This is a genomic window from Bradyrhizobium sp. Leo114, from assembly GCF_055229415.2.
In genome coordinates this window covers 132,448-154,404 of the sequence record NZ_JBUYEN020000019.1, presented here as the reverse complement: position 1 = coordinate 154,404, position 21,957 = coordinate 132,448, and the positions used below count along the sequence as shown (strand labels likewise).

The 21,957-nt window shown below is 60.3% G+C and carries 19 protein-coding genes; 16 read left to right on the top strand and 3 right to left on the bottom strand.

Translation table 11 applies throughout. The features are described from left to right. The first annotated feature begins 53 nt into the window (after positions 1-53). Positions 54-1,286: an ABC transporter substrate-binding protein gene (locus ACZIRK_RS23650; RefSeq protein ID WP_130223024.1), complete on the top strand. Its 1,233-nt coding sequence runs from the start codon at positions 54-56 to the stop codon at positions 1,284-1,286. 84 nt (positions 1,287-1,370) lie between these two features. Here ACZIRK_RS23650 and ACZIRK_RS23645 read toward each other — a convergent pair whose 3' ends face one another. Next, positions 1,371-2,441, bottom strand: coding sequence for an AraC family transcriptional regulator (locus ACZIRK_RS23645; RefSeq protein ID WP_245287145.1), 1,071 nt, complete (start codon positions 2,439-2,441; stop codon positions 1,371-1,373). 284 nt (positions 2,442-2,725) lie between these two features. On the opposite strand from ACZIRK_RS23645, the gene ACZIRK_RS23640 reads away from it, so the two are divergent. Both ACZIRK_RS23640 and ACZIRK_RS23635 read left to right on the top strand, forming a co-directional pair. Further along, on the top strand, positions 2,726-2,857 hold the full coding sequence (locus ACZIRK_RS23640; protein ID WP_283813235.1) for a hypothetical protein: 132 nt from the start codon (positions 2,726-2,728) through the stop codon (positions 2,855-2,857). 19 nt (positions 2,858-2,876) lie between these two features. Next, positions 2,877-3,026 (top strand): hypothetical protein, encoded by a 150-nt coding sequence (locus ACZIRK_RS23635; RefSeq protein ID WP_245474508.1) that lies wholly within the window; start codon positions 2,877-2,879, stop codon positions 3,024-3,026. A gap of 927 nt (positions 3,027-3,953) precedes the next feature. On the opposite strand, the gene ACZIRK_RS23630 is transcribed toward ACZIRK_RS23635, so the two are convergent. Then, positions 3,954-4,421 carry a MarR family winged helix-turn-helix transcriptional regulator gene (locus ACZIRK_RS23630; protein ID WP_130223022.1) on the bottom strand — a complete coding sequence of 156 codons (468 nt, stop codon included), beginning with the start codon at positions 4,419-4,421 and terminating at the stop codon, positions 3,954-3,956. A gap of 451 nt (positions 4,422-4,872) precedes the next feature. Between ACZIRK_RS23630 and ACZIRK_RS23625 the strand changes: the two genes are divergently transcribed. The 13 genes from ACZIRK_RS23625 to ACZIRK_RS23565 all read left to right on the top strand — a co-directional run bounded on the left by ACZIRK_RS23625 (position 4,873) and on the right by ACZIRK_RS23565 (position 20,645). After that, the gene (locus tag ACZIRK_RS23625; RefSeq protein WP_130223020.1) at positions 4,873-7,131 is read left to right on the top strand and encodes a xanthine dehydrogenase family protein molybdopterin-binding subunit; all 2,259 of its coding nucleotides are present in this window, start codon (positions 4,873-4,875) and stop codon (positions 7,129-7,131) included. Positions 7,132-7,135: 4 nt separating this feature from the next. Then, positions 7,136-7,585 carry a CoxG family protein gene (locus ACZIRK_RS23620; protein ID WP_028161649.1) on the top strand — a complete coding sequence of 150 codons (450 nt, stop codon included), beginning with the start codon at positions 7,136-7,138 and terminating at the stop codon, positions 7,583-7,585. Positions 7,586-7,587: 2 nt separating this feature from the next. Further along, positions 7,588-8,457 (top strand): FAD binding domain-containing protein, encoded by an 870-nt coding sequence (locus ACZIRK_RS23615; RefSeq protein WP_130223018.1) that lies wholly within the window; start codon positions 7,588-7,590, stop codon positions 8,455-8,457. A gap of 1 nt (position 8,458) precedes the next feature. Beyond that, positions 8,459-8,947 (top strand): (2Fe-2S)-binding protein, encoded by a 489-nt coding sequence (locus ACZIRK_RS23610; RefSeq protein WP_130223016.1) that lies wholly within the window; start codon positions 8,459-8,461, stop codon positions 8,945-8,947. A gap of 38 nt (positions 8,948-8,985) precedes the next feature. Beyond that, complete coding sequence (locus tag ACZIRK_RS23605; protein WP_130223014.1) at positions 8,986-10,197, top strand: FAD-dependent monooxygenase; 1,212 nt, start codon at positions 8,986-8,988, stop codon at positions 10,195-10,197. Between the two features lie 33 nt (positions 10,198-10,230). Then, positions 10,231-10,947, top strand: a complete 717-nt coding sequence (locus ACZIRK_RS23600; RefSeq protein ID WP_463328180.1) for an isochorismatase family protein — start codon at positions 10,231-10,233, stop codon at positions 10,945-10,947. After that, positions 10,944-11,834, top strand: coding sequence for an alpha/beta fold hydrolase (locus tag ACZIRK_RS23595; RefSeq protein WP_130223010.1), 891 nt, complete (start codon positions 10,944-10,946; stop codon positions 11,832-11,834). The genes ACZIRK_RS23600 and ACZIRK_RS23595 overlap by 4 nt, the downstream gene beginning before the upstream one ends. Then, positions 11,815-12,867, top strand: a complete 1,053-nt coding sequence (locus ACZIRK_RS23590; RefSeq protein WP_130223008.1) for a 2,5-dihydroxypyridine 5,6-dioxygenase NicX family protein — start codon at positions 11,815-11,817, stop codon at positions 12,865-12,867. Before ACZIRK_RS23595 ends, ACZIRK_RS23590 begins: the two co-directional genes overlap by 20 nt. A 169-nt stretch (positions 12,868-13,036) precedes the next feature. Then, entirely contained in the window at positions 13,037-14,386 is a 1,350-nt protein-coding gene (locus ACZIRK_RS23585; protein ID WP_463328179.1) for an MFS transporter, read from the top strand. Positions 14,387-14,723: 337 nt separating this feature from the next. Then, positions 14,724-15,662 (top strand): Bug family tripartite tricarboxylate transporter substrate binding protein, encoded by a 939-nt coding sequence (locus tag ACZIRK_RS23580; protein WP_165435040.1) that lies wholly within the window; start codon positions 14,724-14,726, stop codon positions 15,660-15,662. 7 nt (positions 15,663-15,669) lie between these two features. Continuing rightward, positions 15,670-16,188 (top strand): tripartite tricarboxylate transporter TctB family protein, encoded by a 519-nt coding sequence (locus ACZIRK_RS23575; protein ID WP_463328178.1) that lies wholly within the window; start codon positions 15,670-15,672, stop codon positions 16,186-16,188. A gap of 2 nt (positions 16,189-16,190) precedes the next feature. Then, a complete protein-coding gene (locus ACZIRK_RS23570) occupies positions 16,191-17,699 on the top strand; it encodes a tripartite tricarboxylate transporter permease (protein ID WP_349645046.1) in 1,509 nt (502 codons plus the stop codon). 156 nt (positions 17,700-17,855) lie between these two features. Continuing rightward, positions 17,856-20,645, top strand: a complete 2,790-nt coding sequence (locus ACZIRK_RS23565) for an Ig-like domain repeat protein (protein ID WP_463328177.1) — start codon at positions 17,856-17,858, stop codon at positions 20,643-20,645. Between the two features lie 161 nt (positions 20,646-20,806). Here ACZIRK_RS23565 and ACZIRK_RS23560 read toward each other — a convergent pair whose 3' ends face one another. After that, positions 20,807-21,865 carry a DUF6161 domain-containing protein gene (locus tag ACZIRK_RS23560; protein WP_463328175.1) on the bottom strand — a complete coding sequence of 353 codons (1,059 nt, stop codon included), beginning with the start codon at positions 21,863-21,865 and terminating at the stop codon, positions 20,807-20,809. Positions 21,866-21,957: the final 92 nt, after the last annotated feature.

Sequence of the window (21,957 nt, the reverse complement as noted above, 5' to 3'; positions counted from 1 at the left end):
GTTTCCTACCGAACCGCCTCATATTCGTTGCAGTCAACAGAAGGGGACATCACATGAAGGATCGCATCGGAAACCGGATAACGCGCCGCACCGTACTCGGCAGCGGCGTTGGCATCGCTGCCGGGCTTGTATCGTGGCCGGTCAAGGCGGCGACCCCCGCCAAGGTGCGAGTCGGCGCGATCATGCCCAGCAGCGGTGTGTTGGCGTTCCCCGGACAGGCTTGCGTGCGCGGTATCAACGTTGGTGCGAAGTTCGCCAAAGAGAAGTTCGGAATCGACATCGAAATCATCCATGCGGATACGCAGAGCAGACCGGAGAACGGGCGAATCGCCGCCGAAGGCCTCATCAGGCAAGGTTGCACGGTACTCATTGGAGCCTGGGACTCAGGAGCAACCATCTCGGCGCTTCAGGCCGCGGAGGCCGCAGCCGTTCCGATGGTGGTGCATATCGCAAGCGCGACCCAGGTGACATCGCAAGGGTTCACCCAGGTCTTTCGCTACTACCCCACGTCGCTGACGATCGTCAGGAAGTCTCTCGCCGACTTGAAGTCGGTCCTGTCGACGCTGAAGGATCCGCCGACGAGCGTTGCCGTTCTACATCTCAACAACACGATGGGCCAATCGACCGCGGCAAGCATCGATCAGGCCTGGAAGGAAGAGAACGTTCCGGTGAAGATCGCTCAGTACGTTCCGTATGACGAGCGGGCCAAGGACCTCTCGGTTGAGGTCGCGAAGGCCAAGGCGTCGGGGGCCGATGCGCTTGTGTCGGTGACGCGCGTCAATGACGCCATCATGATCATTCGGGAATGCATCAAGCAGGGGTGGAATCCCAAGATGATCTTCTCGCCGAACTCCAACGGCGTGCAGGATAAGGCGTATTACGACGCGCTGGGCAAATATGGCGACGGCGGAATCGCGACAGGCTTGTGGTGCAACCCGAAGGCACCGGACACCGAAGCCATTCTCAAGCGGTTCGCCGCCGACTATCCAAACGACTGGTTCGATGGAAACGCGGGATGCGCGTTCGAAGCCGTGCAGATTGTCGGAGATGCGGTGACCCGCGCAGCTTCCCCGGAATCTGCAGCAATCCATGCTGCGCTCAAGACGACTGACATGACGCCGTTCCTGATGTCGAGCGGCAAGATCAAATTTGATGCTACCGGCCAGAATATGGGCAGCGACATAACCATGCTGCAGGCGCAGAATGGAAGGCCTCGTGTAGTCTCGCCGCGGGCCGTTGCGGAGGCGGAACTGCAGTATCCGCTGGTTCCGTTCAACGCGCGGTAAACGAGAGAAGCGATGCGGCCCCGACAATCGCGCCGGGGCCGCAGCTCTTCGATGGTCGAGCTCTCTGACTCTCCGATTATCGCGTTATACGAACGGCTCCCGGCTGGCGAAGCTGGACCGCTCAGCGAGGAAGCGACGGGGGCTCTTACCCATTGTCTTCTTGAACATGGTTATGAAGGCGCTAGGCGTTTCATAGCCCAGATCGAGTGACACGGCCTGGACGGAAGATCCGTCCGATAGTCGCTGCAACGCGACCAAGATGTGGAGCCGCTGTCTCCAGCGCCCGAACGTCAGCCCGGTTTCCTTGAATACCAGACGGGCGAATGTGCGCTCGCTCATCGCATATCGAGCAGCCAACTCCTCGACCGTACTCCGATCGGCAGGATCATTGAGAAGGGAGGCGGCCAGATGCTGAAGTCGACTATCGGAGGAGATAGGTAGGTACATATGTTCGGTGGACATCTGCACCAGTTCGTCGAGCAATACGCGCCCAAGTCGACTTGTCGGTCCCTCGATCGGATACAAGGGCGGAAATACGGACAATCGATGTATCAACTCGCGGACGAGCGACGATATCGTGAATGTGCAGCAGGTGGTTGGAAGCGTACTCGCCTGCGGATCGATGAAGACGACGTAGACTTTTCCGTTGTCTGACACGCAGTTGCTGTGCAGAACGCCGGCGGGTATCCATACGGCACCCTGCGGCGGAACGATCCATAATCCGCCCGGTACACGGCACATGACCGATCCATGAGAGGCGACCACCAACTGCCCCTTCTTGTGCGAATGAAGTGGCAGCTCGTCGTTGTCCTGACCTGTCTCGAGGCAGAAGGAGACGACTGGTCGGTCGAACTGGTCTGGATCGATCGGATCGTAATTGATCCGAAGGTCCGGCAAATTCATTCGGGCAAAGCCGTCATCCGTTTCAAAAGCGGGTGACTTGCGCATCGAATTCACTCGTTGAAACTGCAGTTCCAATCTGTCGGGCGGCGATAAGGCGAAGGATCCCCTCAAAGGATAGCTCGCTGAAACATGATCGTCACGGAAAAGTAGGGCGGCGGAGGAAAAATTTCGCGGCAGAACACTGAATGCGGCCCGTCCGGCGCGCGGCCGCGAGGCGATCGGTCCCTGGTGGTCGCGGTCGCCGCTTGGCATCCTGCCTGCGGATCGTTGAGAGAGCCTCGACCCGGTTGCGCGACGAAAGCGACTGCAATTCATGCGTGCGAATCCGGCCGCGGCAGAATGGCGCGTTTCACCCGTCTCCGTGCAGAAGAGTTCTTATCGGCTCTGCTCCTATGCGCGGTGCGGCAGAGAATGCCGGGTATAGACGATAGCGCGCCCCCTTTAGCTGCGCATTCTGTCAGATGGGTTGGATCTTCGGCAAAACATGCCGGACAACTCAATGCTACCAAGGAAGGAGTTCGCTGGAACCAACGAGAATGACCGTTCACAGCGATCCGCTGATCAAGGTGGCCGATGCGCAATCGTGGAATGACGAAGTGCTGACCTTCGACCAGGAGACGCATTGCATTGTCGGCGGCGTCATCGTTGGCCCGCACGCTGCGACATGATCGGAGAGATATAGCTGGGATGGGCGCCGATGCGATTGATATCGGCAAGACCATTTATCCGCATCCTGCGTTTGGAGAGACGATAGGCATGGCTGCGGAAATCTATGAAGGTGTTTGCATGGACGTGTTGCCGAGCGGGAAGAAAGCGCCGAAGCGCGTGAGCCATTAGAAATCGAAAAGCGAAAGGCGGCATGCGGCTGTCCCGCCGCCGGCTGGCATAAAGGACCCGGAATATGGCGGAAGATGCTCGGAGTGTCTTCAGCATACCTTTGAGCGCTCAAGAGGAGGAGTTTGCGGCAGCATGCCGAGACTTCGTTCTGGAGAGGGAGCCTAATCTAGCGTCGTCCATCGTCGTAGTGAACAACCAGCTCACGATAGCCAATGACGTACATGTTCGGGAGGCATTTATGGAAATCGGTCTCGCTAGATTGATCCGAGTTCTACATCTCGCAATCGATGGCAAAGCGGTTGCGGTTAAGAGAGTGCCAAAACTTTTCTTCGACCTGGCGCGCTTCAGAACAAAGATTATCCGCACGCTACGCAGAAACAATTGAGGATAGCCACTCAGAGAATATCTTCACTATGGCGACATTGATCGCACCTGACCTGCCCTGCACGCGTTGCGGAAGTCGCCCGCGCCGCTGGCTGCCAAATGTAAGAGGGAGGTGCATCACCTCGTGCGGAGCGGGGGCGCGGCCGGCTTAGCGAGGAGGACGTGGAGTTCTTGGCCTTAGACAACGTTGTGGAAGACGCGTTCGCCGCTCACTCGCGCCGTCGTGTTCTTCGCGTGGCAGTGTCGGAGTCGGTATGTGACTGAGATCTGTGCGATTAAGATGCCGGAAAAGTTATGCAGTGGCATCGTCTTCAGCACAAAATGCTGTGCGGAATGTCTGATAGTTCTGCTGCTGAGATCGTTCGTTGAGCTGTCTTCGATCGAAATCCGCATTCGGCGTTTCGCGAGAGATCACCATCTTTCGCTTCCTCCCTTTACTTGGCCCGGCTCCATCGCCGGGCCATCTTGTCTCACCGCAGTCGGCTGAAATGATTGGCCAACGATTCGGCTCATCGATGATCGTCAATGTGGACCACTGCCGGTTCAGCGGCGTATGATTTTCTTGAGAAGTTCGGTAAGCGTTCGAAATTCTTCCCGGGTCAAGGGAGCGAATGTCTCGCTTGAAATCTCACCAACAGTCTCGATCGCGGCATCCGCTACGCGCCTGCCCTTTTCAGTCAAATCGATTTCCCGCCGTCGTGGATCCAAGGGATCCTTGGAGCTCTTGATCAGGCCGCGTGATTTGAGACGATTGATAACGCCGGTGATTGTGGCTGAGTCGTAGTGAATCAGCCGTCCTAGGTGGTTTTGAGAACAAGGTCCGACCTCTCTCAATTTCGCCAGCGTTGAGAATTGGGGTGCAGTTAGTTCTTCAATCATCTTCGCGGCAAAGATGGACGTGTGAGTACGGAGCGCGACGCGCAATAAGAAGCCCGGTGCGTCATCCAGCCTGTAGGACTGTACAGCTTGCTTCAGCTTCTCCGCCGAGCGCGCCTTTGTTTTCGATTGCACGACTTTCGTCCCCTCGCGGTACGTTGCCTGAGCTCATTTTTAGAAAAGTGTGACTGTTCAGCTCCGAAAGTCTTCGGCGCTGGTCGATTGTCTACATTCGTTGAACTCAGGAATCCATCTTTGTTCGACCTCAGTCCTGCTTTATCGCGCTCTGCCGCGTCGAGGCGCTTCGGGCGATGGCGGGCCCCTTTTTCCGGCGCATCGGCTTCCGGGCGCTGAAATCTAGGACATCGAAGGATTGAAACCGCGCGGCGGTGAACATTGGGTGCAAGCGACTTGTCGCGCCCTGTCTCCGTTCTGGGGCCGATGCACACGGTCTCATTAGTTGTGTACAAGCGTAGCACTTGCATACGAGTGATAAATGGCTTAGCGTCCGCGGATTGCCTTCGAGAGGCGCCAAGCAGGCCCTGCAATCTTCGGCGGAGGCAGCCAGATACCATCGGATTTGCGGATGTCGGCAACTGACAACATGAGTTCCGTTCGACCCGACCTGATTGAGAAGGTCACGGGGCGCGCCGAGTACGTGACCGACCTGACGGTTCCGGGAATGCTGCATGGGTTTGTGGTTCGCTCGCCGGCCATTCATGCCCGCATCGTTTCGATCGACACGAACGCTGCACGATCGATGCACGGCGTCGTGGACGTGCTCATCGGCGAAGATGTCGCTTCGTTCGGTTGCTGGGGCGTTGTGCTCAAAGACCGGCCGATCATCGCGACCGACCGTGTGCGATATGTGGGCGAACCCGTCGCCGTAGTGATCGCGGAGACGATCGAGATCGCGGAAAATGCCGCAGAACTGGTCGATGTCGAATACGAGGAGCTTCCGCGCGCAACGACCATCCAGGAAGCCATTGCGGAAGATGCGCCGCTCATCCATGAGCGCCACGAAAACCTCGAAGACTTTTACTTCAAGGGCGGGGCCCGGCCGACCCAGAACAGCAATATATTCCACACTTACCGGAATAACGTCGGAGACGTTGACGCCGCGGAGGCGGCCGCGGCCTACATCCACGAAGACCGTTTCACCTTCCCGGCGATTTCTCACTTCGCAATGGAGCCGCATGCGGTCATTGCGGATTTCCAGCGGGACTCCCTGACGGTCTGGGCAGGTGCACAAACGCCGACCGCTGTTCAGAAAGTGCTGTCGCGGCTCTACGGACTGCCGTTGGCCAAGGTCCGGGTGATCGTTCCGTTTGTCGGCGGAGGCTTTGGCGGCAAGGCCTCGGTGAAGATCGAGCCGTTGGTTGCGGCCGCTTCGTGGAAGGTGCAGCGCCCGGTTCGGGTTGCCCAATCCATGGCCGAATCGATGCTCACCTGCCGAAGGCTGGGTGCCGACATCACGATCCGAACGGCGGTGGACGCCAAGGGGCGGATCCTCGCGAAGAGCGCCAAGCTGCTGCTCGATGGCGGGGCATATTCTGACACGGGCTCGGCCGTCGCCACGAAATCGGCAAATCGCATCATCGGCCCTTACGTGGTGCCCAATCTGCGCCTCGAGGCGTGTGCGGTCTACACGAACACCGTTCCAGGTGCGGCTTTCCGCTCGATCGGGGGGCCGCAAGCTGTTTGGGCCAAAGAATCGCACATGGATAATGTCGCGGCGGCAATCGGCATGGATCCGGCCGAGTTTCGGTTGCTGAACCTCGCGTCCCGCGGTGAGCGCATCCGACCCGATTTGCGGCCGCTCGACATGGATATGAGCGATCTGATGGGCCGGGTGACCCAGTCGTTCGCATCGGAGGTGAAGGCGTCCAACCGGCAGGCGCGCGGACTGGCAGTCGCCGCAACCGATCCCGCCAATACGCCGATCAGTAACGCGATCGTACGTCTCAAGATCGACGGGTCGATCCTCGTTTCGGTCTCCAGCATCGAAGTCGGGCAGGGGGCGCACGCGACCATGGGACGGATCGCGGCGCAGACCTTGAAGCAGCCGATCTCGGCGGTAACCGTCTTGCGCACCGATACCTCCGTGGCCCCTTACGATTGGGGCACAGGCGCAAGCCGATCGACCGTTGTCGTCGGCCTTTCCGTCGAAAATGCCGCACTCGACGCGGCTGATCAGATCCTCGAAATGGTTGCTGACGTCTGGGAGCTTCCCCGGGAGAACCTGTCGCTTGTTGAGGGCGGTGTCTCGACCGGATCAGAGGTTCTCACTTTCCATCAAATTTTTCACCGCACGTTGGGTGTCGATTCGGGAGAGGTCATCGGCCGCGGTGCGATTACGCCGCGCTCGAACAAGGGCGCTCTGGTCGAGTCCCCTCTGTTCTGGGAGACTTCCGCGGGCCTCGCTGAAATCGTTGTCGATGAAGACACCGGCGAGATCCATGTCCCCCGATATGCCAGCGCCGCTGACGTCGGCCGCGTGATCAATCGCGTCGCGGCGGAAGGGCAGGACGAGGGGGCTGCCATCATGGGCCTCGGACACGCGCTTTATGAAGTGCTGGAGTTCGAGGATGGCCAGCCGATCAATGCGACGCCGATCGATTATTCGATACCGCGCATCTCCGACGTTCCTGCCGTGTTTGACACCATCCTTGTCGAAAACGGCGACGGTCCTGGTCCAGGCGGCGCCAAGGGAATGGGCGAGGGGGCGATCCTTCCGGTCGCGCCAGCGATCGCCAACGCGCTGTTCTCCACCTACGGCATTCGGATCACCGACCTACCAATGACGCCCGAAAAGGTATGGCGCGCCCTGCAGAAGAGGAGCTGAATTCATGGAATTCAATATGTCGATGGTGGTGCCAGCGACACCGGCGGAGCTTTGGAGCACGCTGCTCGACGTCCCTCGCATATCGGGTTGCATCCCCGGCTGCGAAAACGTCGAGGAAATCGAGCGGCTTGCAACTTACAAAGCGACCGTCAAACAGAAGATCGGCCCCTTCAAGCTCGAGGTCCCGGCCGACATCATCGTTGAATCGATAACGGAGCCGTCTCACGTCCGCACGCGCGCCACGGGTCGCGACAAGATCACCGGGACGAGGCTGGCGGTTGTTCTCGACGTGACCGTGACGCCGGAAGGGGCGGGGTCCACATTCGCAGTGGACGCGAAGGTCGACGTGCAAGGTCGCCTCGCGACTATGGGGTTCGGCGTCATCAAGCGTCGCGTCGATCAGAACTTCGAGGAGTTCGAGAAGCGGCTCAAAGAAATGTTGGGCGCGGCCTGATCATGCTGCCTTCACCCTTCGCATTCGAGAGGCCTTCGACGATCGCCGACGCCGTGCGTGCGGTCGGAGAGTCCGGCGACGGCATGTTCTACTCCGGCGGAACCGAACTGCTGCTGGCGATGAAGATGCGCGTCATCCATACGGACCGGCTTATCGACATCAAGGGAATCCTTGGACTTGATCGCATTGTTCTCAGCGATGCGAATGACATCGAAATCGGTGCGCGCTGTACGCACAACAAGATCGCCAGTGATCCTGTTATTCGCGAGCATGTGCCGGCGCTGTCCTCGCTCTGTGCCAACGTCGCGAACGTCAGGGTCCGCAGCGTCGGAACGATCGGAGGCAATCTGTGCTTCGGTGAGCCCCACGCCGATCCGCCGACGATGCTCGCGGCTCTGGACGCACGGCTGGTGCTTAATGGCCCCGGCGGCACGCGTGTCGTTCACGCTGACGATTTCATCCGGAGTGAGCTGGAAACGGTGCGGGAGCCGGATGAGCTACTGACGGTCATTGTGTTTCCGCGCCCGACCGGACCTGTGACCTATCGGCGCTTCAAGCATGGTGAGAGGCCCTCGGTAAATGTCGCGATGGCTTGGTCGCTGGGCGCCGGCGGAAGGACGATCAGAAGCGCCCGCGTGCGGGTCGGAGCGCTCGGTTCTCGACCTCAGCCTTTGAAGGCCATCGAAGATGTCCTCCAGGGCATATCCGTCGCCGAAGTCCGCCCGGCTATCGAGGCGGTGCTCCCGACGGCGCTGGGTGAGCTGGAAGTCAACGAGGATCGGCATGGCGGCGCCGACTATAAGCGCCACCTTGCGGGTGTCTTGCTTCTGCGAAACGCGGAAGAGGCGATCGCCGCAGCCGGGAGCGTGTGAAATGACAGATGTGTTGCGAATCTCATTCTCGTTGAACGGTCAGGCGATCGCGATCGACGTTCCAACCCATACGCTATTGATCGACCTTATCCGGGATCGCCTTGGCCTGAAGGGAACCAAGCGTTCCTGTGACATGGAGGTGTGCGGCGCGTGCACCGTTCTGCTCGACGGTGAGCCGATTTCGAGTTGCACCACACTCGCCGTCGATGTCGATCAGCGCGAGGTCACGACCATCGAGGGCGTGACGCCGCCCAATGGCCTGTCACGGATTCAGAAGGCGTTCGTGCTTCACGGCGGCCTTCAGTGCGGCTTCTGCACGCCAGGCTTCATCATGGCGGTCACGGCGTTGCTAAAGGCGACGCCGCACCCGACCGACGAACAAATCCGTCACTACCTGCACGGCAACCTCTGCCGTTGCACCGGCTACACCAAGATTTTCGAGGCCGTAAGGAGCCTTGCCGCCGAGCAAGTCTCCGAAGATGCCGCCTAACCCGTTGCGAGACAGCGCAATTATCGTTTGGAGATGTCATGAGCATTGAACAGGTCAATAAATCAAGCGTCCTCATTGCCGGCGCCGGCATTGGCGGCTTGGCGATGGCGCTATCGCTGCTTCGTCGCGGCATCGATTGTGATGTATTTGAGCAAGCGTCCGAGTTGCGCGAGGTGGGAGCGGGTCTTTGGATCTCCATGAACGGCGTGCGCGTTCTTCGGGATCTCGGCCTCACCGAACAGGTCGAGCAGAACTGCATCGCGGCCGAGCGACGCTCGATCCGGCTCTGGAACACCGGTGATAGGTGGCCCCTCTACAACCGCAGCTCCGACGCGGCGCGCAACCAGCCCTATTTGCTGCTGCGTGCTCACCTGCTGAAGATCCTCGTTGACGGCGTGCGCCAGTTGAAGCCGGGCGCCATTCATCTGAACGCCAACGTTGTCGGGTTCAGTCAAAACGATGAAGGGGTTCGGGCCAAGCTCGCTGACGGCTCCGAAGTCGAAGGGCGCGCCCTGATCGGCGCTGACGGTGCTCATTCGAAGGTCCGTCTTGGCCTGATCGGCAACATCGAGAGCCAGTACACGAAGGCCATCGCCTGGCGTGGTCTCGTGCCGGTCGACCGCCTTGCGCCGCATCAGCGCGAACCCGAGGTGGCAACCTGGATCGGGCCCACCGCTCACGTCACCGCCTATCCGGTGCGCTGGCAGAACACGGTCATGATGACCTTTTCGGGCCAGGTCGACCATAACGACTGGCTGCTCGAATCCTGGTCGGAGAAGGGCTCGGTCGAGGACTGCCTGAAGGACTTCGAGGGCTGGCATCCGGATATCGTCGAGCTGGTCAGGAACGTGGATACCCTGAACAAGTGGGGCCTGTTCGTGCGGCCGTCGCTGGGTACGTGGTCGAAGGGACGCATCACCCTGCTCGGCGACGCCTGCCATTCGATGCTGCCGTACCTCGGGCAGGGTGTGAACATGGCCCTGGAGGATGCATCCGTCCTCGCCCGCTGCTTCGAGGAGAATCCCGATGACATCGCGGTGGCATTCAAGACGTATCAGGGCCTGCGGCTCGATCGCACCACCATGGTCACGAAGTCCGCGGCCGGCATGCTGCCGATCTTCCACAATCAGGCGCTGTGCAAGCCGGAAACGGCAGGTGACTACATCAAGACCCAGTGGGCGCCGGAAGCGACGGCTGCGCGGTACGATTGGATCTACCGGTACGACGCGACCACCGTGCCGCTTCACTGACATGCCCGCGAGTGTGACCGCTGGAGCGCAGCCGTGACTGGCACCAAGCAACCCTGGGACGATGTGATACCGCTGGACGAGCGCGAGACCTATGCCCTCGCCGGGCTGGGTGGCGCGGCGGGATTCGGCAAACGACCGGCATTGCTGGTCATCGACGTGCAGTATCGCTCGGTCGGCAACCGGCCGATGCCGATCCGCGAAGCGATCAAGCAATACCCGACTAGCTGCGGCGAAGCCGGTTGGCACGCCATCGCACACATCGCCGAATTGGCGCGGCTGTTTCGCGAGAAGAAGTGGCCGGTGATTTTCCCGCATGTCGCACGGAAGGTGGGCCAGGACCAGGGCGCGTTCTCCTCGAAGATTCCGGGTATCATGCGGATCCCGCCTGAGGGCTATGACTTTGTCCGCGAGGCGGCGCCGGAGCCCGGCGAGTTGCTCCTGCCGAAGACTCAGGCAAGCGCGTTCTTCGGCACTCCGCTTGCGACGTATCTGATCGGTGCCGGCGTCGACTCGCTGGTGGTGACCGGCTGCACGACCAGCGGCTGCGTGCGGGCCTCGGTCGTGGATGCGTGCGCGCTGAACTTCAAATCAATTGTGCCGAGCGACGCCGTCTACGACCGCTCGCCCACGTCCCACGCCGTCAACCTGTTCGATATCGCCAGCAAATACGCGGACGTCATGCCGACGCAGGCCGCTATCGAGCGGCTTCACGCGCTGTCGGATGACCACACAGAGGATCAGAGAACGTGAGCGGCGCCGCAGCATCCGGATTGCTTTACGGCGCGCATGTGCGTGCCAACGGCATTCGGCAGCATTATCTGCGGTTCGGCGGGTCCGGGCCGGCGGTCATCATTGTCCCCGGCATCTCGACGACTGCGGCGCAATGGGCCTTCATCGCAGAGCGTCTGTGCTCCGGACACGACGTTTTCGTGCTCGATGTCCGCGGTCGCGGCCTTTCCGAAAGCGGCCCGCATCTCGACTATTCGCTCGACGCGTGCGCATCCGACCTCATCGGATTCGCTGAAGAGCTCGGAATGGGCCCTTACGCGCTGCTGGGCCACTCGATGGGTGGACGCATCGGGATCCGCGCCGCACGTTGCCGGCCGTCGTCCATGGAGCAACTGATACTGGTCGACCCGCCGGTCTCCGGTCCTGGACGTCGCGCCTATCCGATTCCGGTCGAACCGCTTCTCAAATTGCTTGAAAGCGCGAAGCGCGGAGAAGCCGACGCGGCGCTGCGAAGCCCCTCTGCTCCGCGGTGGCCCGAGCAGCACATCCGCACCCGGGCCGAGTGGATGCATACCTGCGACGAGCGTGCGCTCATCGAGAGCCACAAGGGCTTTCATCACGATGACATTCATCGCGACCTCGCCCATCTCAGCGTTCCGACCGCGTTGATCGTCGCGGGGCGGGGAGGGGTCATTCTGCCCGAAGATGAAGAAGAAATTCGCGGATTGCTGCCGTCAATCGCGATCAGGACGCTGCGAAGCGCCGGTCACCAAATGCAGATCGACGACACCGAGGGCTTCCTTTCGATCGTTGAAGAGCTTCTAGCGCGACCGCGCGATCGGTTCGACGGCCGCTTGTCTAGGTTCGGCAAACAGGAGATCAGTGAAGATGTCCCGACAAATCGTTGATGTTGAAATGCTCGAGCTCTTCAAGGCCGAGCTGGCACTCTGCAAGGTGAAGAAGGGCGAAGTCGTTGCGGTCTTGAGCGGCGGCGAGGATCAGCAGGAATACGCCCAGGCCTTCATGCTGGCCGCGCAGAGCCTGGGCGCAACGACCTTTCATCTCAACGTGCCCAAGTACGGCCAGGGCAAGGTCGCGGGCTTGCAGGGCCGGCATGCGCTCACGGGCAACCAGCCGGCGATCGATACGCTGAAGCGCGTGGATATGGTGATCGATCTCCTCGGGTTGCTGTTCTCTCGTGAGCAGCTCGAAATTCAGGAAGCGGGCACGCGCATCTTGCGCGTGATGGAGCCATTCCACATCCTCAAGAAGATGTTCCCGACTGAAGATCTGCGCCGGCGAACGGAGCTCTCTCGAACCCTCCTGCAGTCGGCCCGCAAAATGCGGATCACGTCGCCGGGCGGAACGGACGTAACTTATGGACTGAAGCAATACCCCGTCATTTCGGAATACGGATACACGGATGAGCCTGGGCGCTGGGATCACTTCCCGTCAGGCTTTGCCTTCACTCAGGCGACCGACGGCGAGGTCAACGGCACGGTGGTTCTGATGCCCGGTGACATCCTCTGCGCGTTCAAGCGTTACATCCAGTCGCCGGTCACGCTGACCATCAAGGACGGCTATATCGTCGACCTCAAGGGCGAAGGCACCGACGCGCTGCTCATCAAGAATTATATCGACAGCTTCGGCGATCCGCGCGGCTGGGCGATCTCGCATATCGGCTGGGGGTCGAACGAGCGTGCCGCCTGGCACCACATCGCGGCTTCCCAGGAGCTGTCGTCGGAGCACATCATGAATGCGCTCTCCTTCTACGGAAACGTCCTGTTCTCGACGGGGCCGAACACGGAGCTCGGCGGTACGAATGACACGCCGTGTCATTTGGACATCCCGCTTCGCGGCTGCAGCCTGTGGCTCGACGATATCTACATCCTCGACAAGGGCGAGTTTGCTTATCCGGAGCTGAGGGCGCCGGGCCGCTAGACCCTGCACATCAAGCACGCAACCCGGAGTCGCGAATGCGACTTCGAATGATACCGGAGCCGCGTTCGCGACTCCCAACGATGCCGAAGTCGCATTTCGACTCTCAAAGACGCGGCAAGCGTCTCGGGCACGTCTATCGACTTCAATCCTCCAACAGGAAACGCGTCACATGTCGGCAACCATCTCGAGTTCGGAAGACTACACGCCGGGGCAACGGTATTCGATTATGATCTCAGCGATGCTGGGCTACATACTCGATTTCTACGGTGTTCTGATATTTCCGTTCCTCTTGCCTGCGATTCAGCGATCGATGTCGTTATCGTTGACCGAGGTCGGCTCGCTGCAAGCTCTCACATTGTTCGGATCGGCCATCGGCGGAGCGCTATTCGGCGTCATCGGTGATCGACTTGGCCGAAAGACCTCGCTTCAACTCACAATCGCATTGTTTTCGGTTGCCGCGATCGTTTCGGCGTTCGCATGGAATTACTGGTCCCTTGCCGTGCTACGGTTCATCACCGGCATTGGTCTTGGCGGCGAATACGGCGTCGGCATGGTGCTCTTCAACGAGGCCTGGAAGAAGAACAGCCGCGGTTTTGGTGCGGCTGCCCTTCAAGGCTGTGCTGTGATCGCGTCATCCACAGCTTCAATCGTTGGCATCTGGCTGATTGCGACGTTTAGCGACGAGTGGAGCTGGCGCATCGGCCTGCTGAGTGGCGGCGTACCCATCCTGCTGATTATCTTCATTCGCTTCTTCATGCCTGAATCCAAGATCTGGCTGGAGTATGAGGCGCAACGCAAGGCCGGCCGGGCTACTGCAGAAGCTCGTACACTTCCTCTTGCGGATCTATTCCGCAACGGGCTGGCACGGCAGACCGTCATCGCCTTCGTATGGCTGATGAGCTACATGCTCTGCTACTATAGCGTCGTCTCCTTTATTCCGACGCTGCTGCTGCGGGATATGCATACGCCGGGTGATGTTGTTCGCACGACGGCAGTTCTGCTCTCCGTGGTCAGCGGCATTTGCTATCTCGCGAACGGCTTTTTCAACGACAGGGCTGGCCGCCGCTTCGGAGCGCTTGTGCCCGCGCTGTTTTGGGTCGGGTCTCTGGTCGGTATGGCCGTCTGGGGCAGCCAGCTCTACGCCGGATCGAAGACTGAATGGCCGATGTTCTGGCTCTACATCGGCTTCGGCATGGGCAATGTGGCGCTGGGCGTGACCGGTGTCTGGATATCCGAGCTCTATCCGGTCAACCTGCGTGCGACGGCGGTGTCGACGTTCTATATGGGCGGTCGCGGGCTCGGCAGCATAGCGCCTGTGATTGTGCCTCTTGCGGCCGCTCACTTCGGTGGAAGCTTGCTCAACGGAATGGTTGCGGTGGCCCTTCCTGCTGCGACTGTGTTCATTATCGCCTCTCTTCTGCTTCCAGAAACCCTCGGTCGCGATTTGTCCGCGAAGGGCTTTAAGGTCGACATGGAAACGGAACCCACAATGAAGGCCGCTTCGGTGTCGGGTGTTTGACCCTGGTGGAGGGACGCTTGACCGGCGAGATAGGCGTTGTCGACCCGCTTGTCTCGTCGATGCATGCGGCGGAACTCATGCACACCCGCTGACGGGACGGCACAGCGCTTTCAGAATCGCCAGGCATTGCTTGCAAGTTTTGCGCTTGCGAACAAGTTTTGTGCTTGTACACAAGTAATGATCAAAATATCGTTACGCTCGCTGATCTTGGGTCAACGGCTCCTGGATAAGGGGCGAACTTGCGCGTCCGGAGTTGAGGGCGCGCCTGGTCGATAGCCGGCCTCAGATCATTCGTCGGACAATTCGAGGATCACTCAAGATGCGCATGTTAGTTGTAATGACCATCGCCGCCAGTCTTTCCCCTGCCGTGTCTCTCGCGCAAGCTGCCGACGACCCGTTTCCTGCGAAGCCGGTCACCCTGACCGTCAATTACGGCGCAGGCGGCGGATCGGACGCGATTGCCCGCGCGCTCGGACGAGCACTTGAAAAGCCGCTCAAGCAACCGGTTGCGATTGAGAACATTGCCGGGGGAGCCGGAACGCGCGGTGTCACCGCCGTCGTCACGGCCGAGCCGGACGGATACCAGATCGGTGTCGCAACGAACAGTCCGATGACGATCGCCGTGCATACGGTCAAGGGATTGTCCTGGGGAAACCCCAGCACGTACGATATTCTGGGCGGCATTGGCATCGTCTACAACACCATCTGCATTCAGGCGGACTCGCCGTTGAAGACGCTGGATGACGTGGTGAAGTACGCGAAGGAGAACCCCGGGAAGCTGAAGGTCGCCAGCATTGCGGGCGGAATCAATCAGTACACTTGGGACGCTTTCGCCAAGAAGGCGAACATCAACGTGAGGTTCGTCCCCTATAGCGGCGATGCGGACGGCGTTGCCTCCTTCCTCGGAAAGAACACCGAACTTGCGGCGCTCACCTGGCCGGGGCTGAAGGCCCAGGTCGAAGTCGGAAAAGCGCGTCCGCTGGCGGTGTTCGGTCCCGAGCGGATGAGCTCGAACCCGGATGTCCCGACGTTCAAGGAACTGGGCTACGACGTCGTCACCACCAGCGACTACGTGGTCTATGCTCCGAAGGGAATTCCTGAGGCCAAACGTCGCGTTCTCGTCGAGGCCGTGAAGCAGGCCGTGTCCGATCCCGACTTTATGCGGGTGCTCACCGCTCAGAACATTCAGGTGCAATTCACCGATGGCGATAAGATGACCCGTCAGTTCACGGAGATCTTCAACGCCACGGCCCAATCGACCCCGGGCGGAAAGTAGGCCGCAGATGGACCAGGCGATAGTCATCAAGACCGACGCTTCGACAGCGGCCAATGCTCCGGCATCGACCACCGGAATCAGGCTCACATCGCTCATCCTGACGGTCGCGGGACTGTTCTATCTCTATCAGGCCATCGAACTGCCGATGGGCGACCCACCGGGAACGGGCGTCGGCGCCGTACCCGTCCTGGTGGCGGTCTGCTGGGTGCTATTCGGCGCATTGGTGACGGTTCGTAACCGCGGCGTATCTGCTGATCTCGGTGCCTGGCCTCGGGGCAGCGCGGCGCTGCGCGTCGGGGTCGCCTTTTTCCTTTGCGTGATGTTCATCGTCGGGCTGCCCTTCTTTGGGATTTTCCTGACGACCGGGATCTTCCTCCTGTTGATGGGACGTCTTGCCGGCGCACCATGGACGAGTGCCGTCGTTCTCAGCGCGGCAACACCTGTTGCGTTCTGGATTGTCTTCTCATTGGGCTTGAAGGTATCGCTGCCGTTCGGCTCCCTTTTCACTGTCATTTTCAGGGGCTGACCATGGATCTGCTCGGTAACATGCTTGGCGGGTTCGCCGTGGCTCTCCAGCCCGTGAACATTGCGGCCGCACTGCTCGGGGCGCTTGTGGGCACCGCCACCGGCGTTCTGCCAGGTCTCGGCGTGCTGGGCGCGATGGCAATCCTGATGCCGATCACGATCCATTTTTCCGCAGTGACCGGTCTGATCATGTTGGCCGGGATTTACTACGGTGCCATGTACGGCGGATCGACCACGGCGATCCTCCTCAGAATCCCCGGCGAAAGCGGATCTATTGTCACGACGATCGACGGTTACGAATTCGCCAGAAAGGGACGAGCCGGCGCTGCCTTGATGATTTGCGCCGTGGGATCGTTCATCGCCGGAACGATCAGCATTGTCGGGCTCAGCCTGTTCACCACGCTGCTAGCCGACGTTGCGCTGCGCTTCTCGTCTCCGGAATTCTGCCTTCTGGCGCTTTTGGGCGGTTTGACGCTGGTGCGCATTACTGGAAACGATCCAGCCCAGAACATGGTCATGCTTTTGGTCGGCATGGCTCTGGCGACGATCGGCGTCGATGCCGTCAGTGGCGACACGCGCTTTACATTCAACACGAGTACGTTGGCATTGGGGTTCGATCTCGTGCCGGTCGCACTGGGCCTGTACGGACTGAGCGAGCTGTTCCACGTCCTCGCCTCGAACGAAGGATTTCCGCGTGCCACCACCGTGCGTTTGCGGGAAATGGTCCCGACGCGCCGCGAGTGGTCGCGTGCGTGGCCTGCCATCGTGCGAGGGTCGGGCATCGGCTTTCTTATCGGACTGTTGCCCGGCCCGGGCTCTCTGACATCGACCTTCGCCTCCTACGGCGTCGAAAAGGCCATCGCCCGAAAGCACCGGGACGAGTTCGGCAAGGGAGCGATCGAGGGCTTTGCCGGGCCGGAAGCGGCGAACAATGCGGTCGCAACCTCCGCGCTGGTGCCTGTTCTGAGTCTCGGGATTCCTTTCACGCCGAACGTGGCGTTGATGCTCGGGGCGCTTATCGTTCAAGGCATACAGCCCGGGCCGCTGCTGCTGTCCCAACATCCAAACGTCGTGTGGGGCCTCCTCGCGTCCATGTATATCGGAAATGTGGCGCTGCTCGCCCTGAATTTGCCGCTGGTCGGGATGTGGGTCCGGTTGCTGCGCGTTCCGCAATACACATTGATCGGCTTCATTTTCGCCGTCAGCTTCATCGGCGTCTACACGATGCGAAACAGCTACTGGGACCTTTGCGTTCTGGTCGGCTTCGGAGCCGTCGGGTCGGTTTTGCGCCAGATCGGTTTTGATCTCGCGCCGATGATTCTCGGCTTAGTGATCGGACCGATCTTCGAGAAGGCGTTGCGCGAAACGCTGTTCCTGAGTGGCGGGGATCTCACGATCTTTGTCACGCGGCCGATCAGCGCCGTGCTTTCGGCCCTTTGCGTAGTGGCAGTCGTCGGTCCCACCATTGCCGTGTGGATCACGCGCGGGAGCCGCGTTTCGCAGCAATCGTAAGGGATAGTTCGGCACCGCTTCGAATGCGGCGCAAGCCGCCAAGCGGTGCTGCATGGAGGGACGCGGGAGGGACCGCAGAGCGGTCGTTCGATTGTGACCTCGAACAGTGTCCTGTGAGAAATCGAGCGCCATAACGCCGCAACGGCCGTCACCGCCATGCGCCCGCGGGACGGCGCGCATTTATTTGCGCTCGACGCGTCCCGACATGTATGCGATCAATTGCGACTGACTGGGAATATCGCAAGAAGACGTGCTGGGGGCCTTGTGTCTGGGTTTGGTCGCATTGTCGGCAGCATCAAGCTGGCCGCACTGATTGTTTTCGCATTTCTTGCCGTTTCGACGTCAGCCCATGCGGCGCCCCCGACAGCGACTGTCACCGTTACCCCGAATCAGCTGGCGTATGGTCAGCCGGCGAACGTGACAATCTCGTTCTCTGAAGCCGTGACCGGCTTTACTCTCCTTGCCTTGACGCTCACCAATGCGACCGCGTCCAATCTCGCAACCTCGGACAACATCACCTACACCGTCGACCTCACTGCAAATTCGGGTGCGCCGGCGGCAACCAATCAGGTCGTTGTGGACCTGTCCGGGGTGGTGAACTTAGGCTTGGAAGCCGGCATCGGCACCGCCGTTTCAAATAACTATACAGTCGGACCGATCAGCCAGACCATCACCTTCGGCGCCCAGACGGGACGGACCTTTGTCAGCGGCGGCACGTTTGTGGTCAGTCCGCTGGCCTCGGCAAGCAGCGGCCTGGCGGTAACCTATTCCTCGCTGACCCCGGGCGTCTGCACGGTTTTCGGCGGTATCGTGACCATGATCAGCGCAGGCACGTGCACGGTGGCCGCCGATCAGGCCGGCAATGGAACCACCGTCGCGGCCGCGAGCCAGGTGACCCAGGACATCATCATCGCCAGGGCGATCAGCAGCATTACGTTGGTTGCGTCACCCAGCCCGAGTCTTCCGGGACAGGCCGTCACCTTCACCGCGACAGTGTCGGGCTCATCGCCCACTGGCACGGTGACGTTCCAGGACGGCACGACGACGCTGGGCACCGGCACCCTCAGTGGCGGACTGGCAACGTTCACCACATCGGCGCTGACCACCGGAACGCATGCGATCACGGCAGTCTATGGCGGCGATACCAACAACATGTCGAGTACGTCTTCGGTGCTGAACCAGGCTGTGAGCCAGGCGGCGACGGCGACAGTCCTCGTTTCGTCGGTCAATCCAAGCACGCCGGGACAGGCTGTCACCTTCACCGCAACCGTGACTGGCACCAGCGGCACGCCCACCGGCACGGTCACATTCATGGACGGTACGACGACGCTGGGCACCGGCCCCCTCAGTGGCGGACTGGCGACGTTGACCACATCGGCGCTGACATCCGGAACCCATGCGATCACGGCAGTCTACGGCGGCGATGCCAACAACACGTCCAGCACATCATCGGTGCTGAGCCAGGCCGTGACCCAGGGGACGACGTCGACGGTCCTCGTCTCATCTGCCAATCCCAGCACGCCGGGACAGGCGGTGACGTTCACAGCAACCGTGACGAGCGGGGGCGATACGCCGACCGGCACGGTGAGATTCGACGATGGCGGCGCTGCGATCGGCAGCGCGACCTTGGCCGGCGGGGTCGCCAGCCTGACGACCTCGGCGCTGACGGCCGGCACCCATACCATCACCGCAACCTATGCCGGCAATGGCACGTTCAAGGCCAGCACGTCGGCAGCGCTGCTGCAGGCGGTGAACACGCCACAGGACAGTCTGAAGCTGCGGGCCTTGCAGATCATCGCAACCAAGACCGTGGCGCAAAACTCCGGCGCAGCCATTGCCGGCGCGATCGACACCGCGATCTCCGAAGGCTTCAGCGATGGTGGCAGCCTGGTCTCGCCGGGCGGAGGCAGCATTCGTTTCAACTTCTCCGCCGATCCCGATCAGCCGCAGGCCGCAACCGCAGGCGCCGACGTGTCGGATCGATGGAATGGATCGTACGGGCGCAGCGGCGGCGGCCTGCCGGGCGGCGCCAACAGCTATGCGCAGTCGCAATTGCCGCAGGGCGCATCCCGGGTCGACAACGCGTTTGCGGCAATCAATCGCAATGCGATGCCCGCCAAGGCGCCCGCGTCTGGCTACGTCGCGCCGAAGGACTGGCTGTTGTGGGCGGATGTCAGAGGCAGCGGCATCGATCGCTGGGGCTCGTCGACATCGACACCGATTCTCTACGGCAGCCAGATCAATGCGCTGCTGGGCCTTACCCGCAGGGTCACACCGAATCTTCTGGTCGGTGCGCTCGGCGGCTACGAGACCTTCGACTACCGGTCCGATACCTTGAGCGGGCACCTCAAGGGCGATGGCTGGACCTTAGGTTCATACCTCGGCTGGAGGTTCGCGCCGGGACTGCGCTTCGACGCAGCCGCGGCGTATTCCGCCATCGGCTATGACGGCACCGCAGGCACCGCCACGGGCAACTTCAGCGGCCATCGCTGGCTGGTGTCGAGCGGGCTGACCGGCAACTACAAAACCCATGGTTTCGATATCGAACCTTCGGCGAAGCTCTATGCGCTGTGGGAGCGGGAGAACGCCTATACGGACTCGCTCGGCACTCTGCAGGCGGACCGCACTTTCTTCACCGGGCGCGCCTCGGCCGGCATCAAGCTCAGTTATCCCTGGCTCACCGGAGCCGCCGTGATGCTGGCGCCGTATGCCGGGGTCTACGCGGATTACTACTTTACCGGCGATGATGCCGCCGCCTTGGCGCTGGCCGGGGCCGTGCCGCTCGCGTCCGTCCCGCTGCTCGATGGCTGGTCCGCGCGCGTAACGGGAGGGTTGGCGGCGCGCCTCGGCAACGAGGCCACCGTCGCTCTTGGCGCCGAACTCGGCGGCATCGGCAGCAACGTGCAAATCTGGACTTTCCGTGGACGAGCATCGGTGCCGTTTTGAGGCGACGAAAAATTATACGTCAATTTCAATGGTATAGGAGTTCGCAGTTTCATTCTGAGTTGCGCGCCATTGCTCTACGGCACCTTTGAATTTTCAGCGTTTTTGGCTGTAGTTGTCCCACTCAAAAATTGGGTGGGACTTCGAAAGTCCACGCTGTGTTACTATTTCCGCATCAGCTCTATGAGACCGTCCGGAGGACCTTCGTCCGCTGTGTGATTCGGGATGGGACGGAACAGTGCGTTCAGAATGATCGCCCTATCTTGGTCCGACGTCGGTCGTTTTTCATCTTGCAAAAGGCCCATGTATGTCAGTGCCAGCGACCGTCGATGATCAGCATCATCCGCAAGATTTAGGTTTTGAATGAACACGCGGCTGATATTTTTCAGAAGCCACGCATAGAACAGCGCGGGAACGGAAATCGCGGCCAACCCAGAGATCGAGAAACCGCCGTTTGATGTCGCGGTAATCTTTCCAATAGCGGAGGCCACCGCATCCCAATAGATAAGCGCCGCGACGATCGGCGCTGCTACCATGAACGCGAAGAGCGAGAGCCAAAATCTCCACACGGTTGTCTTCTGGGCAGCGATGCTTTGCCAAGAAATAGCTGGTTCTTGGATTGTAAGCTGCTTTCGGTAGAGATTTTCCAACTCAGCTATTAGCTGGGTCTTTTCATCAATGAACGCGTCGAGCTTCTTTGCGGCGAGTTCGCTAGTCTCGTTAGCTTGCTTTACCTGCGTTGCGGTCTCTGAAGCACTCAAAAGATCATCAAACGCGAAGTTTGCAGGGTTTGCGAAAGCGACTGATTGAAAGATCGCGATTAGCTCTCGGCCTTGAGAATGACTAGGCTGTGCCCACTTAGGACAATAGACAGCAGCTAGTATCGCTGCGGCAACGTCACTCTCCTGTTTGAGTTGTCCTACTCTTTCCCCTGCCGGGCTGGCGCCAACCAATATTTGGCGTGAGTTCGCGTCATTTATGTATTGCTCAAGAGTCTCTGTTTTCTCCGCCGCAACGTCGGCGGCTATCTTCGATAACTCACTTGTGGCGCGCTCGCTTAGCCGAAGACTTCCGTACCCTTGACCGCCAAAATTGAGATTGATCCCGTTTATTGCAAGCTTGGTAAAGTAGGCTATCTCGTTATTGAGGAATTCTGTGACCTTGCGAGTGTCGCCATAGAAGCGGACGCCTTGGCGAGGGATGACAACTTTCCAACTTCCCATTTTATTACTACACCCCGTTGAGGATTATCCGAGCTTAACCATAGCAATGTCGGCCCTGCTGTTTGATGAGTGTCGGCGCCACGGAGCAAGTA

Bases quoted from the DNA above. Each gene is read 5' to 3' on its own strand.
- ACZIRK_RS23640 (WP_283813235.1), top strand. From the start codon at position 2,726: ATGACCGTTCACAGCGATCCGCTGATCAAGGTGGCCGATGCGCAATCG.
- ACZIRK_RS23650 (WP_130223024.1), top strand. From the start codon at position 54: ATGAAGGATCGCATCGGAAACCGGATAACGCGCCGCACCGTACTCGGC.
- ACZIRK_RS23560 (WP_463328175.1), bottom strand. From the start codon at position 21,865: ATGGGAAGTTGGAAAGTTGTCATCCCTCGCCAAGGCGTCCGCTTCTAT.
- ACZIRK_RS23615 (WP_130223018.1), top strand. From the start codon at position 7,588: ATGCTGCCTTCACCCTTCGCATTCGAGAGGCCTTCGACGATCGCCGAC.
- ACZIRK_RS23580 (WP_165435040.1), top strand. From the start codon at position 14,724: ATGACCATCGCCGCCAGTCTTTCCCCTGCCGTGTCTCTCGCGCAAGCT.
- ACZIRK_RS23605 (WP_130223014.1), top strand. From the start codon at position 8,986: ATGAGCATTGAACAGGTCAATAAATCAAGCGTCCTCATTGCCGGCGCC.
- ACZIRK_RS23575 (WP_463328178.1), top strand. From the start codon at position 15,670: ATGGACCAGGCGATAGTCATCAAGACCGACGCTTCGACAGCGGCCAAT.
- ACZIRK_RS23565 (WP_463328177.1), top strand. From the start codon at position 17,856: ATGCGCCCGCGGGACGGCGCGCATTTATTTGCGCTCGACGCGTCCCGA.
- ACZIRK_RS23635 (WP_245474508.1), top strand. From the start codon at position 2,877: ATGGGCGCCGATGCGATTGATATCGGCAAGACCATTTATCCGCATCCT.
- ACZIRK_RS23625 (WP_130223020.1), top strand. From the start codon at position 4,873: ATGTCGGCAACTGACAACATGAGTTCCGTTCGACCCGACCTGATTGAG.
- ACZIRK_RS23610 (WP_130223016.1), top strand. From the start codon at position 8,459: ATGACAGATGTGTTGCGAATCTCATTCTCGTTGAACGGTCAGGCGATC.
- ACZIRK_RS23585 (WP_463328179.1), top strand. From the start codon at position 13,037: ATGTCGGCAACCATCTCGAGTTCGGAAGACTACACGCCGGGGCAACGG.
- ACZIRK_RS23620 (WP_028161649.1), top strand. From the start codon at position 7,136: ATGGAATTCAATATGTCGATGGTGGTGCCAGCGACACCGGCGGAGCTT.
- ACZIRK_RS23590 (WP_130223008.1), top strand. From the start codon at position 11,815: ATGTCCCGACAAATCGTTGATGTTGAAATGCTCGAGCTCTTCAAGGCC.
- ACZIRK_RS23570 (WP_349645046.1), top strand. From the start codon at position 16,191: ATGGATCTGCTCGGTAACATGCTTGGCGGGTTCGCCGTGGCTCTCCAG.
- ACZIRK_RS23645 (WP_245287145.1), bottom strand. From the start codon at position 2,441: ATGCCAAGCGGCGACCGCGACCACCAGGGACCGATCGCCTCGCGGCCG.